Here is a 16,463-nt window from a genome sequence, read left to right as displayed (position 1 = left end):
GGAGCGAGCTTGCTCGCGATGGACGTTAACGATTACGCGTGCTCACCGGTTAAACGCGGTGTGTTGAAGTCCATCGCGAGCAAGCTCGCTCCTACAAAAGGCGTCGACTACCAACGGAGCAACAGATGATCGGTTTCACTTCCCTCAAGCGCATTTTGCTGGCCACGGCCACCCTCGGTTTCGCGGCTCACGCGGCGGCCTCGACGTTGACGCTGGATGTCTACAACCCGGGCGACAAGGCAATCTTCCCGGTGACCTCGGTGTTGGTCAGCGGCGAGAAAGACGCGATTCTGGTGGACGCGCAGTTCGGCAAATCCCAGGCCGAGCAGGTGGTGGAAAAAATCCGCGCCAGTGGCAAGCAACTGACCACCATTTACATCAGCCACGGTGACCCGGATTACTACTTCGGCCTCGACACCCTGACCGCTGCATTCCCCAACGCCAAAGTGCTCGCCTCGCAACCGACGGTGGATCACATCAAGAAAACCGTCGACGGCAAACTGGCGTTCTGGGGCCCGAAAATGGGCGCCGATGTGCCGGCCAGAACCATCGTGCCGGGCGTGCTCAAGGGCGACAGCCTGATGCTCGAAGGGCAGAAGTTGCAGGTGGTGGGGCTTGAGGGCAAGCAACCGGATCGCACATTTGTGTGGATCCCGTCGATCAAGGCAGTGGTCGGTGGCGTGGTCGTCGCGGAAAACATTCACGTGTGGATGGCCGACACCCAAACCGCGCAATCCCACACCGACTGGCTGGCTACGCTGCACGCCATCGAAACCCTGAAACCGAACACCCTCGTGCCGGGTCATTACCTCGGCAAGAGCGCGCGCTCCCTCGCGGCTGTGCAGTTCACCGCCGAATACATCAAGGCTTTCGACCAGGAAACCGCCAAGGCCAAAGACGCTGCTGCGCTGATCGTCGCCATGAAAAAACGCTACCCGACACTGGGCGAAGAAAGCTCGCTGGAACTGAGCGCGAAAGTCGCGAAGGGCGAGATGAAGTGGGGTGAATGAGTTTATGTGACCGTGGGATTATCTGTGGCTATAGAGCTTGTCTGTGGTGAGGGGATTTATCCCCGTTCGGCTGCGAAGCAGTCGTCAGAGAACGCCACTGATGCAACCGAACTTTAAAAGCTCGGGACTGCTGCGCAGTCCAACGGGGATAAATCCCCTCGCCACAAGGAAACGTTTTCGCACTACTTTTTTTCACAGATACAGCCAACTGGAGAACGTCATGAGCAACATCGCAATCATCGGTGCCAGCGGTCGTGCCGGCAGCCAACTGTTGGAAGAAGCCCTGCGTCGCGGTCACAGCGTTACCGCCATCGCCCGCGATACATCGAAGATCGGCCAGCGTGCCGGGGTGGTCAGCAAGCGTGTCGATGCCCTCGATGCCCAAGCGTTGCAAGTGGCGATCGCGGGTCATGATGTGGTGATCAGCGCCGCGCACTTCGCGACCCTTCCTGCCAGCGCCGTCATCGGGCCGGTGAAACAGGCCGGCGTGAAACGCTTGTTGGTGGTGGGTGGTGCCGGTTCGCTGTTGTTGCCGGACGGTACTCGCGTTGTCGACAGCGAGGGCTTTCCGCAGGAGTACAAAACCGAAGCGGGCGCGGGTGCTTTGTTTCTGGAAAACCTGCGTCAGGAAAAGGATCTGGACTGGGCTTTTCTGTCACCGTCGGCGGAGTTTGTCGAAGGCGAGCGCACGGGAGCGTTTCGGATTGGCAAGGATGATTTGCTGGTGAGCAGTGCAGGGCGGAGCTGGATTACCTTCGCCGATTATGCGATTGCGCTGCTGGATGAAGTGGAGATGCCGAAGCACTCCCGCCAGCGGTTTACTGTCGGGTATTGATAGCGCGGCGTATACCATTCGCGAGCAAGCCCGCTCCCACAATTGATCTGAGGTGTTCACATTTCTGTGTCACAGCAGATCCAATGTGGGAGCGGGCTTGCTCGCGAAGCTTTTCAGCTTTTCAGCGGCTTTGAGCCTGCTCCACCAACCACCCCATCAACTCGCGCAATTTCGGCGAAGGCCCGGGTTTCTCCGGGGACACCAGGTAATACGCCAACCCCGTCTTCACCTTCAATTCAAACGGCATGACCAGCCGCCCGGCGCTGAGATCGTCGCCAATCAACGACCAGTCCCCAATCGCGATGCCCGTCCCTTGAGACGCCATCGACATCGCCAGGTCCAGCGTTTCGAAATGCTGGCCTTTGCTGACGTTGCTCAATTGAAGGTTTGCCGCTTTCAACCAGGCATTCCAGTCGCGCTCATCCCTTGTCGGGTGCAGCAGCAAGTGCTGTTGCAGATCCGCCGGTGTCTGCAGTGCCGTCGGGCCTTCCAGCATCGGTCGTGAACACACGGGCGTCAGTTGCTCATCGAACAGCAGATAAGACGTCAGCGTACTGTCCGGCGGCGCGCCATACATCACCGCCGCATCGAACTGCTCACGATGGAAATCCACGCCGTGCTTGACCGTGGTGGTCAGCTCCACCGGCACGTCCGGACGCTCCCGTTGCCACTGCAAAAGACGCGGCAACAACCAGCGCATCACACAGGTCGGCGCCTTGAGTTGCAGGGTTTCGCGCTTCTCGCCGATCTGTTCCACCGCCTCGTCGATCAAGCCGAAAATCTGCTGCACCCGTGGCAGCCACTCCCGTCCTTCGGCCGTCAGGTCCAGGCCTCGGGCCTGGCGAATGAACAGCTCATAACCGAGATGCTCTTCCAGCCCGGCGATCTGCCGACTCACCGCGCCCTGGGTGATGAACAGCTGTTCGGCCGCGCGGGTGAAGTTGCAGCACTGCGCGGTGATCAGAAAAGTGTGCAGCGCCGGCAGGGGAGGCAATCGTTTCATTGGGATCCAAGGTATGACGTGAGGACATGGCTAGTATGACTTTTTATCCATTGTTGCGGCTACGTGTCGCCCGTTCCAATGAGGCCATCCCTGGACCTGCCCACTCATCATAAACACTGCGCAGGCCCGGCGTCTCAAACGAACAAAAAGGGCAAAAGACATGGCGACGTGCGGCGAAGTATTGGTCAAGTTACTCGAAGATTACGGGGTTGAGCAGGTGTTCGGCATTCCCGGGGTTCACACCGTGGAGCTGTATCGCGGGTTGGCCCGTTCGAGCATCAACCACGTTACTCCGCGTCACGAACAGGGCGCCGGTTTCATGGCCGACGGTTATGCACGCACCAGCGGCAAACCGGGTGTGTGCTTCATCATCACCGGCCCGGGCATGACCAACATCACCACCGCCATGGGCCAGGCCTATGCCGATTCGATCCCGATGCTGGTGATCTCCAGCGTGCAATCGCGCAGCCAGTTGGGCGGCGGTCGCGGCAAGCTCCACGAACTGCCGAACCAGAGCGCATTGGTCGGCGGCGTGGCAGCGTTCTCCCACACCCTGATGTCGGCGTCCGAGTTGCCGGGCGTATTGGCTCGCGCCTTCGCCCTGTTCCAGGCCGGTCGTCCACGTCCGGTGCACATCGAAATTCCGCTGGACGTCCTCGTCGAAGAAGCCGATGACCTGCTCAGCAGCCTGCCGGTCAACATCGACCGCGCCGGTGCTTCGCCGAGCGCGATCAGCCGCATGACCGACCTGCTCGCCGGTGCCAAGCGCCCGCTGATTCTTGCCGGTGGCGGTGCCATCGATGCTGCCCCTGAATTGACTGAACTGGCCGAATTGCTCGACGCGCCGGTGGCCCTGACCATCAACGCCAAAGGCATGCTCGAATCCAACCATCCGCTGCTGATCGGCTCGACCCAAAGCCTGGTCGCGACCCGCGCGCTGGTAGCGGAGGCCGACGTAGTGCTGGCGATCGGCACCGAACTGGCCGAGACCGATTACGACGTCACTTTCGCCGGCGGTTTCGAGATTCCCGGCGTGCTGCTGCGCGTGGACATCGACCCGGACCAGACCGTGCGCAACTACCCGCCGAAAATTGCCCTGGTGGCCGACTCGCGCAACGCTGCCCAAGCCTTGCTCAGCGCGTTGTCGCACAAGTCGCTGGCCGAGCGCCGCAACGATTGGGGCCAGGTCCGCGCTGCGCGTCTGCGCGAAGACCTCGCCGCCACTTGGGACGCGCCGACACTGGCCCAGACCCGCTTCCTCGAAACCGTCCTGCACGAATTGCCGGATGCGGTATTCGTCGGCGATTCGACCCAACCGGTGTACACCGGCAACCTGACTTTCAACCCGGAGCGTCCGCGCCGCTGGTTCAACTCGTCCACGGGTTACGGCACCCTCGGCTACGCCTTGCCGGCAGCGATTGGCGCCTGGCTTGGCGGTAGCGTTGAAAGCGGCGCGCGTCCTCCGGTGGTGTGCCTGATCGGCGACGGCGGCCTGCAATTCACCCTGCCGGAACTGGCCAGCGCCGTTGAAGCGCGCACTCCGGTGATCGTCCTGCTGTGGAATAACCAGGGCTACGAAGAGATCAAGAAATACATGGTCAACCGCGCCATCGAACCGGTCGGCGTGGACATCTACACCCCGGACTTCATCGGTGTCGCCAAAGCGCTGGGCTGCGCGGCTGAAGCGGTCGACGGTGTTGATCAGTTGCGCAGTGCGCTGCGCGCCGCCACCGATCGCCAGGGTCCGACCCTGATTGAAATCGACCAGACCCAGTGGATGAAGGCGGTGTCGAAATGACTTTCCCCACCACGCTCGATGGTCTGTTCATTGACGGAAAATGGTCGGCTGGCAGCGAACATCTGCGCGTGATCAACCCGGCCACCGAAGCGCTGCTGACCACCGTGAATGGCGGTGATGCAAGCGCCGTCGAGCAAGCCGTGAATGCGGCGACCGCAGCCTTCAAGGCCTGGTCGCAAACCACCGGCGCCGAGCGTGGCGCGATCCTGCGCAACATCGCCGCAGGGGTGCAGGCCGGTCGCGAGCAGTTGATGCAGTTGCAGTCGAGCAACAACGGCAAGCCACTGTTCGAAGCCGCCATCGACGTCGATGACGTGATTGCTACCTTCGAGTACTACGCCGGTCTGGCCGAAGGCCTCGACGCGAAACAGGACAGCAACGTCGAACTGCCCACCGACGACTTCAGCGCCCGTGTGCGCCGTGAGCCGTGCGGTGTGGTCGGCCTGATCGTGCCGTGGAATTTCCCGATGGTCACCACCGCCTGGAAACTCGCCCCGGCCCTGGCCGCCGGTTGCTGCGTGGTACTCAAGCCTTCCGAAGTGACGCCACTGCCGGAGCTGGAACTGGCGGCGATCATCGCTGAGGCCGGGTTGCCGAAGGGCGTGTTCAACGTGGTCTGTGGCACCGGTCTGGCGGTAGGCGCGCCGCTCTCGGCGGACCCGCGAATCGCCAAGATTTCCTTCACCGGCAGCAACGCGGTCGGTGTGCAAGTGATGCAGCGTGCCGCCGAAACCGTGAAGGGCGTGAGCCTGGAACTCGGTGGTAAATCCTCGCTGCTGGTGCTGGCCGATGCCGACATCGAACTGGCCGTGGAAGTGGCCTGTGGCGGTGGTTTCTTCAACGCCGGGCAAATGTGTTCCGCCACCAGCCGCGTGCTGGTCGCCGATGAACTGGCCGACGAATTCCTCCTGCGCCTGAAGGCGCGCGCCGAAGCCATTCGCGTGGCCGACCCGTTCGACCCGAATGTGGAAATGGGCGCGCTGGTCAATCAGGCGCAATACCAGCGCGTGCTCGGCCACATCGATCGTGGTTTGAGTGCGGGCGCCAAGTTGATTTGCGGCGGCAATCGTCCTGCAGATTTGCCGCGCGGTTATTTTTTGCAGCCGACGATTTTCACCGAAGTGCCCCTCGACAGTGCGTTGTGGTGTGAAGAGATTTTCGGCCCGGTGATCTGCGTGCGCAGTTTTACCTCTGAAGCCGAGGCGATTGCCCTGGCCAACGACAGCCAGTTCGGTCTGGTAGCCAGCGTCGTCACGCGCGACGCCGAGGCGGCCGATCGGGTCGCCAACGCTTTGCAGGCGGGGCTTGTGTGGATCAACGCGCCGCAAGTGATCTTCCCCCAGACCGCCTGGGGTGGCTACAAGCAGAGCAGCTTCGGCCGCGAATTGGGGCCGTGGGGCTTGCAGGCTTTCCAGGAAATCAAACACGTGATTCGCGCCGTCTGACGGCACGAAAAAGGTGAGCGTGTGCCTCGCGATGAGGCATGCGCTGGCGTCATGGCTTCAATGAATATTTATCGATAGTCAGGTGTTTTGCACGACCTCAGGATGAACCGCCGGCTCAGCTCAAGCCCTTTGAATACGGGGGCTTACGCAGATCTGGCCGCGCGGATGCAACGGTTGCGACCAACCTCATACTTAAAAAAACAAAGGGAGTCCGTAATGGGCGAGCACGATCTGAACAGACGTCAATTCATAAAAACCGTGGGCGTAGCCTCGGTGGCAGCGGCGGCCATGAGCTTGCCCTTCGTCAAGGCCAATGCCAGCGACACCCGTTTCCAGGGTAAAACCCTGCGTTTGCTGACCTGGTCCGATGACACCGGGCTGGCAGCGCTGCGCAACATCGCGGCAACTTTCGAAGACAAGTACGGCTGCAAGGTCATCGCTGACCGAACCGGCAGTACCTCGGAAATGGTCGCCAAACTCAAGGCCGGCGGTGATCGTCCGCAATACGACATCATCACCCTGGCCGGCGTCGGCGCCGAAGGTCTGGCCGCCGCCAACCTGCTGGAAAAACCCGACCTCAACCGCATTCCCAACCTGGTCGATGTGCCGGAGAAATACCGCACCGGCGCCAATGGCCACGGGATCGGTTACCTGCTCTGGTGCAACAGCCTGGTCTACAGCACCCGCAGCATCAAGGAAGCGCCGAACAGTTACGCCGCCCTGTGGGACGCGGACCTGTCGCCGAACATCTTCCTGCCGCCGCCGAACTGGACCGAGGCCATGGACCTGATCATCATCGCCGCCAAACTGGCCGGTGGTGACGAGCACAACATCGAGCCTGGCTTCAAGAAACTCGCCGAGCTGAAGAGTCGTGTGGTGACCCTGGGTGAAAACCCGAACCAGATCGCCGAGCTGTTCCGCACCGGTTCCCTGGACATGGGCGGCCTGTACGCACCGGCGTTCTTCCCGAAACAGATCCGCGATCCAGCCTACGGTCTGGGCGCCACGTTTGGCATGAAGGAAGGTTTCTACACCGACCTGATGCTCTCGGTGATGCCGAAGAATCGCCCGGGCGATACCGACCTGACCTACGCGTTCATCAACCACTCTCTGGACCCGCTGGTGCAGGGCAAGATGGCTGAGGATATCTACAACGGCCCCGTCAACGCCAAGGCGATCATCTCCGCCGAAGCGCGCAAGAGCCCGTACATCCTCACGCCGGATCAGATCGCCGAGAAAGCAATCATGCACGACAACGCCTTCCTGGCCACCGTGCATGACCAATGGATTCGTCGTTACACGGAAATCTTTTCTTCCTGATCGAGTGGCGAACACAGTCCCGAGAACACCACAAATCAAATGTGGGAGCGGGCTTGCTCGCGAATGCGTAGGCACATCCAGCATTGATGTGACTGACACACCGCTTTCGCGAGCAAGCCCGCTCCCACAGGGTTTACGGTGATTTCGAAGGCTGTGTTTGCCAGCTGCTTTCCATTGACGAGACCCTTGCTATGGAACACCAACCTCTGACCCATCCGGTCGCCGCGGCTCCCGCGCGCGCCAACCGGGGTGTTTCGCCGACGACGCGCGCCTGGTTTTTCCTTTCGCCGTCGATGCTGTTTCTGGGCGTGCTGATCGCCGCCAGCCTGCTGGTGCTGCGCATGAGCGTGGGCACCAAAGGCGCGGAATGGACCGGGTTCAGCCTGGCCAGCTACGCCCAGCTGCTAGAACCGTATTACCTCAAATCTTTGCTGCTGACCCTGCGCCTGGCGCTGATCAGCGCGGTGATCGCCGTGGTGCTGGCGATCCCGGTGGCCTACACCATGTCGCGCCTGACTTCGCCGTTTGTGCGCCGGATCTTCCTCGCCGCGGTGCTGTTGCCATTGCTGGTCAACCTGCTGCTGCAAAGCTACGGCTGGCTGGTGATTCTCGGCCCGGGCGGAATGCTCAATCAGGCACTGATGGGCCTGGGCCTGATCAAGCGACCGATCATGCTGCTGTACAACCAGAACGGCGTGTTGATGGGCCTGGTGCAAACCGCGTTCCCGTTGGCCGTATTGCCGATTGCCAGCGCCATGCGCGGCGTCGCCCGTACGTACGAAGAGGCCGCCGCCACCCTCGGCGCCAGTCGCTTGCAGGTGTTTCGCCAAGTGGTGTTGCCGATGAGTTTTCCGGGGATCATTACCGGCGCGACGTTGGTTTTCGCCTACAACGCCAGCAGTTTCGTGGTGCCTTTGCTGCTCGGTGGCCGGCGCGTGCCGATGCTGGCGGTGATGGTCCATGACCAGATTGCCCCGCTGATGAACTGGCCCGCCGCATCCGCCGCCGGTGTGGTGCTGATCGTCACCACGCTCGCCATCATGACCTTGTCCGAATACGTCACCGGCCGTCGTCGGCGCATGCTGGAGGCTTCGCAATGAGCGCTGTGATCAAGAAGCGTCACTCACTGTTGCCGGGCGATACCGGCAAATTTGCCGGCATCCTCTCGGGCTTCATTCTGCTGCTGGCGGTACTGCCGATCCTGACCATGATCGTCATGTCGTTCAGCGGTGCGTCGAACCTCGACTTCCCGCCGAGCAGCTACAGCCTGCAATGGTACAAGGCCGCCTGGCACACCTTCGTGTCACCGGATTCCAGCGATGTGCTGAGCCTCGGCAAAGCCATGTCCACCAGCCTGATGGTCGCGTGCCTGACCATGGTCTTCGCCACGATCATCGCCGTGCCGGCGGCCTACGCGCTGACCCGTTGCGAGTTCCGCGGCAAAGCCGTGGCGTTGCAATTGATGTCGCTACCCTTGGTGTTTCCGATGGTGGTGTTGGGCCTGGCGTTGCTGCTGGTGTTCGACAGCCTGCCGTTCCAGATGACCACCTCGCGGTTGGTGATTGCCCACGTGATTCTGGCCTTGCCGTTCGTGGTGAAAAACTGCACGGCGGCCATGCTCTCCATCGGCAGCGAAGTCGAAGAGGCCGCGCAAATGCTCGGCGCCTCACCGTTGCGGGCGATTGTCGATGTGGTGGTGCCGCTGATGAAGTCGGGGATTCTGGCGGGAATGCTGCTCGCGTTCATCGTCTCGTTCAACGAATTCACCGTGACCTATTTCCTCTACACCATCGACGTGATGACCGTGCCGATCTGGATGTACAGCCGCACCGTGTCGTCGCTCGACCCCACCGTATTTTCGTTTGCCGTGCTGATCGTGCTGATCGACTTCGTCCTGATCTGGGCGCTGGAGAAGCTGGTCGGTGAAGGTGGCGTTTCGTTCTGATTTCTTGAGGTGATTCACATGTCTGGTCTGATTCTGGAAAACGTCGAGAAACATTACGGCTCGGCCTGCGCGGTAAAAGATGTAAACCTGCATTTGCCGGAAGGCAAGCTGGTGTGTTTCCTCGGCCCTTCGGGCTGTGGAAAAACCACGCTGCTGCGGATGATCGCCGGGCTCGAAACCCTGACCGGCGGCGAGATTCGCCTGGACGGTGAAGACATCGGCCACACGCCGGCGCATCAGCGCAATTTCGGCATGGTGTTTCAATCCCTGGCGCTGTTCCCGCACATGACCGTGGGGGAGAACATCGCCTATCCGCTGAAACTGCGCGGGGTCAGCAAGGCTGATCAGCAGGCGCGGGTGGTGGAGTTGCTGGAACTGATTCAGTTAAAGGAAATGATTGATCGCCCGGTGGCGAAACTGTCGGGCGGCCAACGTCAGCGCGTGGCGATTGCCCGAGCGATTGCCAACCACCCGAAAATCCTTCTGCTGGACGAACCGCTGTCGGCGCTGGATGCCAAGCTGCGCGAGTCGATGCAGGTGGAAATCCGTCAACTGCAACAGCGCTTGAACATCACCACCATCATGGTGACCCACGACCAGCGTGAAGCCATGACCATGGCCGATATCGTTGTCGTGCTGGGTGAGCATCGCGTGCAGCAGGTCGGCACGCCGATCGAGATTTATCGTCATCCGGCGAACGAATTCGTCGCGGATTTCATCGGCTCGGGCAACATCTTCCCGGCCACGGCGCTGGGTAACGGCAAGGTGGGCTTGCCCGGCGGCGATGCGCTGGAAGTGCCGATCTGCAGCAGCATCGTGGCCGGCGAGAAGGTGAAAATGCTGATCCGCCCTGAAGACCTGCAACTGTCGCACCCGCAGGCGACGGCGGGGAACCGGTTGCTGGGCAAGGTGACGTTCGTGCGTGATATCGGTGCGACGATCGAGACGACCGTGGAGTGTTCGGGCGTGTCGTTTACGGCGTTGAGCACGCCGTGTCAGGGGTTTGGGTTGAGCATTGGCAACCCGGTTTCCGTGACCCTTCCGGCTGAGGCATGCCGGGTTCTCGGCGCTTGATCCGGATTTGATGTTGGCCTGACTGGCCTCTTCGCGAGCAAGCCCGCTCCCACATTTTGAACTGTGTACACCGGACCATTGTGGGAGCGGGCTTGCTCGCGAAGAGGCCGGCACAAACACTATAAATCTCAGCTAGACCGTCAACCGCAACCGCGCCAAATCCCTTAACGGCGGCGCCCCGAACAACCGGCTGTACTCCCGGCTGAACTGCGACGGGCTTTCATACCCCACCCGATACCCCGCCGCCGACGCTTCCAGCCCTTCCGCCAGCATCAACCGCCGGGCTTCCTGCAAGCGCAACTGCTTCTGATACTGCAACGGACTCATCGCCGTCATCGCCTTGAACCGGTGATGCAACGTCGACACGCTTAAATTCACTTCCTTCGCCAAATCATCAATGCGCAACGGCTGCTCATAATTGCCGTTGAGCCATTTGATCGCCTGGCTGATGCGGTGGCTCTGGCTGTTGGCGATGGCAATTTCATACAGCCGATAGCCCTGCTGACTGCGCAGCAACCGATAGAGAATCTCCCGCCGAATCAACGGTGCGAGCATGGCGATGTCTTTCGGTGTGTCCAGTAATCGCGCCAGACGCAGCACTGCGTCGAGCATCGCCGTGTCGATCCGTTCGACATACAAGCCGCGACCGGTAGGGCGGGTCGGTACGCCGAGCGGGCCGGCGTCGGCGATCAGCGCGGTGATTTCCGCCGGGTCGATGTCCAGCCGTACCGCGAGGATCGGTTCTTCAGACGTGACGTTCACTATTCGCCCGCTCAGGGGCATGGAGACCGACACCACCAGGTAATTCAGCGGATCGTAATTGAAGTATTCGTCGGCCAGCCTGACCTCTTTGCGCCCCTGCGCCATGATGCACAACGCCGGTTGCGCCAGCACCGGGGCGAAGTCATGGGACTGGCTGTGTTTACCCAGGAACAGCGAGTCGACGGCGGTCGCATAATTGCCATCCTCCGTGGTGTTGCGGCGGATGATGGCCGCCAGTTCCGCGCGTTGTTTCTCCATGTCGGCGTCCAGCGGGGCTTGAAAGTGATCGAGCGACGACATGCAGGGCATCCTCGGTGAAGCAGTGGGAATGAGCTGAGCTTAAATTTGTGCAAGGCACAGCGGTAGACACATCCTGCGAAAAGCTTGCCTGATTCTGCACGGGGTTGCAGAGGCGGGTGGCTCTGGCTGTTTAGCGTAGGGAAAACTTGCTCGAACCTTGTGTTTCAGCCCCGTGACAAGTTTTACACATTGTTACAGGTGCGAAATGCAGCCTCGCAGGATTGTGCAACAAGCCGGCAGGAATCGACTAACGGGGCGGCGTGCGGGCGCTTAACCTTGGATCCTGTCGCAGCCCGTCCCACGGCTGCCACTCGAGTATCTGGGAGGGTTGAACATGTCTACGCAGATCCCCGTCAGTCATATGGCCTTTGTCCGCGCCCGCGCCGGGCGTTCGGCGGAACTCGGTGCGCGCCTGAGCGCCTTGATCGAACCGTCGCGCACCGCGCCTGGCTGCCTGAATTTTTCCCTGCAGCATTCGCAATGCGATCCCGAGCTGTGGCTGGTGTCCGGTTTCTGGACTCATCAGCAAGCCATGACTGCCTATTTCAGCACGCCAGCGATGGAGGTTTTCGCCGAGCTGGTGCAGGAGCTGGTGGTCAACAGCCTGGATTTTCATACCTTCAAGGAAGTGTCGGCAGCTCAGGCGACGGGGCAGTCCCAGTCCTGGGTACACAAAATGGCAGGTTGAGGGTTTAATGGCGCAATTCTCAATCAGCCAGGATCCGCGACATGGCACGCAAAGCCTTTGAACATTTCGAAGCTGTTTCCGCTGTAGTACCGGGCGAGGGCGGTTACCACGCCGCGATTGCCGTCAAAGCCCTGGGTGGTTCAGGGGCGCCACGCTTTCACAAAGTCCTTGCAGGGCAAATCTTCAAGACTGCCAATGAGGCCGATCTGGCTGCCGCCAAAGAGCTGACCCGCCTTAAAGACGTCAAAGAAGAAACCGACCTGCTCTGGTAATTACTTGACCGCTCCCGGGCGGAACATCTTGAACAATGCCTCCGGGCCCAGCTGAAAGTAGTCCGCTGGCCCGCCGCCGCGCAGAATCGGTTCTGCCGCGGCGGTGTCGTACACCCCGTCTTTCAACAGCCACTTGGCAATGTGCACGGCCACCACTTCGCCGAGAATCAGCCAGCTCGGCACCACGTTGCCGTCGGCCCGCTGCAACTGAATGATCTGCGTGACCTTGCACTCGAAGGACACCGGGCTTTCGGCGACGCGTGGCACCTGAATGATTTTCGACGCGACGGGCGTCAGCCCCGACAACTCGAACTCGTTGACCTCCGGCCCGACCATGGCGCAGCTCTGGTTCATCTGCTCGGCCAGCGGCCGGGTCGCCAGGTTCCAGGCGAACTCGCCGGTTTGTTCGATGTTGTTCAGGCTGTCTTTGCGTCCGACGCTGGAAAATCCAATGATCGGCGGAATGTAGTTGAACGCGTTGAAGAAGCTGTACGGCGCCAGGTTCAGGCGGCCGTTGGCATCCTGCGAAGAAATCCAGCCGATGGGGCGCGGGCCGACGATGGCGTTGAAGGGGTCATGCGGCAGGCCGTGGCCGTTGGCGGGTTCGTAGTAGTGGATGTCGTCGGGCATAGCGTAAATTCCTGGGATTTTCGGGACGCGGACATGGTGCAAGGACGAGCGGATAATTTCCAGCGATGCGGTTCAACTGTGGGAGCGGGCTTGCTCGCGAAGGCGGTGTGTCAGGCAACGCATTTATCGAATGTTAATCCGCTTTCGCGAGCAAGCCCGCTCCCACAGGATTTGTGTCCACAGAACGAAAAAGGGGCAGACCCGAATGGCACTTACTTAGCTGCCGGCAACGTCATTTACGCTGTGAAATTGGAGAAGGCTGGCCTTGGTCTACGGTGATAGTTGCGAACACACGCCGAAAACCAAGGACACAGCCCAGATGAATCGTAGACGCCAAATTGTTCAGCATCAACAACATCGCCTGCGTCAGCACGCCTCCAACGCCGACGCCTACGCATTCTTCGATTTGCTCACGGCCCCGCAGCTATTGCCCGTTGTAGAGTCCTCACTGCCCGAGCATCGGGAGCGGTTGTTTCCGCCGACCGAAACGCTTTCCATGTTTCTCGCCCAGGCGATGGGGGCTGACCGCTCCTGTCAGAATGTCGTCAATGATTTTTCAATAAAACGCGTCTGTGGAGGCTTGAGCCCTAGCAGTACCAGGACCGGGGCCTATTGCAAAGCCAGAAAACGACTGCCTGTCGAAATGGTCTCTACATTGCTCCATCACACGGGCGCGTTGATCAGCGATCATGCCCCGACATCCTGGCGCTGGCTGGACAGGCCGGTACGACTGGTGGATGGCACTACGATCAGCATGCCCGACACGGCGGCAAACCAGGCCGCCTACCCTCAATCTCGTGGTCAGAAAGTCGGTCTTGGTTTTCCACTGTCTCGAATGGTCGGTATCGTTTGTTTGTCCAGTGGCGCTGTCTTAAATGCTGCCGTGGGCCGTTTCCAAGGCAAGGGCGGGGATGAGCAGACGCTCCTCAGGTCGATGCTGGATACGCTGAAAACAGGCGATATCCTTTTGGGCGATGCCTATTACGCCACTTATTTTCTGCTTTGCGAATTACAGCGCAGAGGCGTGGACGGTGTGTTTGAACAATACGGTATACGTCGGCGCAGTACTGACTTTCGACTGGGCCAAAGTTTGGGCACAGAAGATCACCTGATCGAATATCAAAAACCTGCGCGACGACCTGTGTGGATGAGCCAGCGGTATTTTGAACAGGCCCCGGAGCGATTGCAGGTTCGGGAACTTAGAGTGGATGGCAAAACCTTGGTTACCACCCTGAGGTGCCCCAGGCAGGTACCGAAGACGGCGCTCAAGTCGCTGTACAAGAACCGCTGGCATGTGGAGCTGGACTTACGCAATCTCAAAGCGACGCTGGGCTTGGGGAAGCTGAGCTGCAAGACGCCGGATATGGCTATCAAGGAGCTGTGGGTTTATTTACTGGCGCACAACCTGATTCGAATGATCATGGCGCAGTCGGCCGCACTGGCAGACTGTTTGCCACGAGAGCTGAGCTTCAAGCACAGCCTCCAGCTTTGGCTGGCACTGAGGCAATACGGCGATCCCGGAAGAGACAATTTTTTAACATTGCTGGAATTGATCGCCCAACGACGCGTTGGAAATCGCCCGGGCCGCATCGAGCCGCGTGCTGTTAAACGACGACCCCAAGCCTACCCTTTGCTGACCAAGCCACGTTCGCTGGCAAGGGCAGAGGTTCGGGCGAATGGTCATCCGAAACACGTTAAGTAAGTGCCATTCGGGGCAGACCCGTTAAGGTCTGCCCCATTTTTTGTTGCGCTGGCGAACTCAGTCCGTCTCGATCCGCGAATGCTTGCGGGTGTCTTTCATGGTGATGTACACCAGCAACGACACCGCGATGCACGCGGTGACATACCAGTAGTAACCGGTTTCCATGCCGATGCTCTTGAACCACAGCGCGATGTATTCAGCAGTACCGCCGAAGATCGACACGGTCAGCGCGTACGGCAGACCAACGCCCAGCGCGCGAATCTCGGTCGGGAACAGTTCGGCTTTCACCACCGCGTTGATCGAGGTGTAGCCGCTGACGATGATCAGCGCCGCCATGATCAGGAAGAACGCGCCCCACCACGACTGGATGGTGTGCAGGGTGGTCAGGATCGGCACGGTGAACAGCGTGCCGAGGATGCCGAAGGCAATCAGGATCGGCCGACGACCGACCTTGTCCGACAGCCCGCCGATGATCGGTTGCAGGCACATGAACAGGAACAGCGTGGCCGCGGAAATGGTGGTGGAGTCGGAGATGCTCATGCCGACGGTGTTCACCAGGTATTTCTGCATGTACGTGGTGTAGGTGTAGAACGCCAGGGTGCCGCCCATGGTCAGGCCGACCACGGTCATCAGTTCCTTCGGATGGCGCATCAAGGTGCGCATCGCGCTTTCCTTGGCCTTCTCTTTCTTGGTGAACGACTCGGTTTCTTCCATGCCGCGACGCAGGTAGAGCGCGACCACGGCACACAGCGCGCCGATGGCGAACGGGATACGCCAGCCCCAGGCATACAGCTCTTCGGTGGTCAGCACTTGTTGCAACACGATCAACACCGCCAACGCGATGAGCTGGCCGGAGATCAGGGTCACGTACTGGAAGCTGGAGTAGAAACCGCGACGTTCCTTGGTCGCCATCTCGCTGAGGTAGGTCGCCGAGGTGCCGTACTCGCCGCCGACCGACAGGCCTTGCAGCAGGCGGGCGAAAATCAGCAGGATCGGTGCGCCAATGCCAATGGTTTCATAACCGGGGCTCAGGGCAATCAGCAGCGAGCCGAAACACATCAGGTACACCGAAGCCATTAGTGCTTTCTTGCGACCGGCCTTATCGGCGTACAGGCCCATCAGCCAGCCACCGATCGGGCGCATCAGGAAGCCCACGGCGAAGATCGCGGCGGTGTTCAGCAGTTGTGCGGTGGTGTCGCCTTTGGGGAAGAAGGCCTTGGCGAAGTACAGGGAGAAGGCGGCGTAGACGTACCAGTCGTACCACTCGACCATGTTGCCGACCGAGCCGCTGAAAATCGATTTGATGCGACTGGCGGTGGTTCTTTCTTTGGCCGGCACGGCAGCCGACCCAAGGGGCAGGGCGTTGGAGTTATCCATTGAAGGATCCTTCGTTTAATTGTTTTTGTGGAGCGCGTTAAAACGCAGCCTGCTGGGGCTATAGCAGGAGGTGTGCCAATCGAAGGAGGGCCGGTTTAGAGGGGGTGGCAGGATTTCATGAGCGGAAATCCGCTTATTGGAAAGTGGGTGTGAGCGGAAATTCGCTTATTTGGCTCATGGGTTTGTGTCGTCTGTGCCGGCCTCTTCGCGAGCAAGCCCGCTCCCACATTTGAACTGTGTACACCGAACCATTGTGGGAGCGGGCTTGCTCGCGAAGGGGCCCGATCAAACACTACAAAAAT

At 60.3% G+C, this 16,463-nt stretch carries 15 protein-coding genes; 11 read left to right on the top strand and 4 right to left on the bottom strand.

The window, feature by feature from the left end; translation table 11 throughout:
- Nucleotides 1-125 precede the first annotated feature (125 nt).
- Both ACA073_RS20650 and ACA073_RS20645 read left to right on the top strand, forming a co-directional pair.
- Nucleotides 126-1,010, top strand: a complete 885-nt coding sequence (locus ACA073_RS20650; RefSeq protein WP_497399104.1) for an MBL fold metallo-hydrolase — start codon at nucleotides 126-128, stop codon at nucleotides 1,008-1,010.
- A 220-nt stretch (nucleotides 1,011-1,230) separates the two neighbouring features.
- Nucleotides 1,231-1,845, top strand: coding sequence for an NAD(P)-dependent oxidoreductase (locus ACA073_RS20645; RefSeq protein WP_497399102.1), 615 nt, complete (start codon nucleotides 1,231-1,233; stop codon nucleotides 1,843-1,845).
- A gap of 121 nt (nucleotides 1,846-1,966) precedes the next feature.
- Here the strand turns inward: ACA073_RS20645 and ACA073_RS20640 are convergent, their stop codons facing one another.
- Complete coding sequence (locus tag ACA073_RS20640) at nucleotides 1,967-2,848, bottom strand: LysR substrate-binding domain-containing protein (protein ID WP_497399100.1); 882 nt, start codon at nucleotides 2,846-2,848, stop codon at nucleotides 1,967-1,969.
- A gap of 160 nt (nucleotides 2,849-3,008) precedes the next feature.
- Between ACA073_RS20640 and ACA073_RS20635 the strand changes: the two genes are divergently transcribed.
- From ACA073_RS20635 to ACA073_RS20610, 6 genes are all read left to right on the top strand, one after another.
- On the top strand, nucleotides 3,009-4,646 hold the full coding sequence (locus ACA073_RS20635) for a 5-guanidino-2-oxopentanoate decarboxylase (RefSeq protein ID WP_497399098.1): 1,638 nt from the start codon (nucleotides 3,009-3,011) through the stop codon (nucleotides 4,644-4,646).
- A complete protein-coding gene (locus ACA073_RS20630) occupies nucleotides 4,643-6,091 on the top strand; it encodes an aldehyde dehydrogenase family protein (RefSeq protein ID WP_497399096.1) in 1,449 nt (482 codons plus the stop codon). The genes ACA073_RS20635 and ACA073_RS20630 overlap by 4 nt, the downstream gene beginning before the upstream one ends.
- Before the next feature lie 216 nt (nucleotides 6,092-6,307).
- Nucleotides 6,308-7,411, top strand: coding sequence for an extracellular solute-binding protein (locus tag ACA073_RS20625; protein ID WP_497399094.1), 1,104 nt, complete (start codon nucleotides 6,308-6,310; stop codon nucleotides 7,409-7,411).
- A 191-nt stretch (nucleotides 7,412-7,602) separates the two neighbouring features.
- Nucleotides 7,603-8,511: an ABC transporter permease gene (locus tag ACA073_RS20620; protein WP_497399092.1), complete on the top strand. Its 909-nt coding sequence runs from the start codon at nucleotides 7,603-7,605 to the stop codon at nucleotides 8,509-8,511.
- On the top strand, nucleotides 8,508-9,356 hold the full coding sequence (locus ACA073_RS20615; RefSeq protein ID WP_497399090.1) for an ABC transporter permease: 849 nt from the start codon (nucleotides 8,508-8,510) through the stop codon (nucleotides 9,354-9,356). Before ACA073_RS20620 ends, ACA073_RS20615 begins: the two co-directional genes overlap by 4 nt.
- 18 nt (nucleotides 9,357-9,374) lie before the next feature.
- Nucleotides 9,375-10,430 carry an ABC transporter ATP-binding protein gene (locus ACA073_RS20610; protein WP_497399088.1) on the top strand — a complete coding sequence of 352 codons (1,056 nt, stop codon included), beginning with the start codon at nucleotides 9,375-9,377 and terminating at the stop codon, nucleotides 10,428-10,430.
- 132 nt (nucleotides 10,431-10,562) lie between these two features.
- Here the strand turns inward: ACA073_RS20610 and ACA073_RS20605 are convergent, their stop codons facing one another.
- Nucleotides 10,563-11,492 (bottom strand): AraC family transcriptional regulator, encoded by a 930-nt coding sequence (locus ACA073_RS20605; protein ID WP_497399087.1) that lies wholly within the window; start codon nucleotides 11,490-11,492, stop codon nucleotides 10,563-10,565.
- A 334-nt stretch (nucleotides 11,493-11,826) separates the two neighbouring features.
- Between ACA073_RS20605 and ACA073_RS20600 the strand changes: the two genes are divergently transcribed.
- Both ACA073_RS20600 and ACA073_RS20595 read left to right on the top strand, forming a co-directional pair.
- Nucleotides 11,827-12,180 carry a putative quinol monooxygenase gene (locus ACA073_RS20600; protein ID WP_497399085.1) on the top strand — a complete coding sequence of 118 codons (354 nt, stop codon included), beginning with the start codon at nucleotides 11,827-11,829 and terminating at the stop codon, nucleotides 12,178-12,180.
- A gap of 41 nt (nucleotides 12,181-12,221) precedes the next feature.
- Nucleotides 12,222-12,452 (top strand): hypothetical protein, encoded by a 231-nt coding sequence (locus ACA073_RS20595; RefSeq protein ID WP_497399083.1) that lies wholly within the window; start codon nucleotides 12,222-12,224, stop codon nucleotides 12,450-12,452.
- Here ACA073_RS20595 and ACA073_RS20590 read toward each other — a convergent pair whose 3' ends face one another.
- Nucleotides 12,453-13,082, bottom strand: a complete 630-nt coding sequence (locus ACA073_RS20590) for a flavin reductase family protein (protein WP_497399081.1) — start codon at nucleotides 13,080-13,082, stop codon at nucleotides 12,453-12,455.
- A gap of 319 nt (nucleotides 13,083-13,401) precedes the next feature.
- Here ACA073_RS20590 and ACA073_RS20585 point away from each other — a divergent pair, with 319 nt between their 5' ends.
- Nucleotides 13,402-14,784, top strand: coding sequence for an IS4 family transposase (locus ACA073_RS20585; protein WP_497404122.1), 1,383 nt, complete (start codon nucleotides 13,402-13,404; stop codon nucleotides 14,782-14,784).
- A 57-nt stretch (nucleotides 14,785-14,841) separates the two neighbouring features.
- Here the strand turns inward: ACA073_RS20585 and ACA073_RS20580 are convergent, their stop codons facing one another.
- The gene (locus ACA073_RS20580; RefSeq protein WP_131063246.1) at nucleotides 14,842-16,161 is read right to left on the bottom strand and encodes an MFS transporter; all 1,320 of its coding nucleotides are present in this window, start codon (nucleotides 16,159-16,161) and stop codon (nucleotides 14,842-14,844) included.
- Nucleotides 16,162-16,463: the final 302 nt, after the last annotated feature.

It is taken from the genome of Pseudomonas sp. LBUM1670 (genome assembly GCF_059695695.1).
This window is presented reverse-complemented; position numbering and strand designations above follow the sequence as displayed.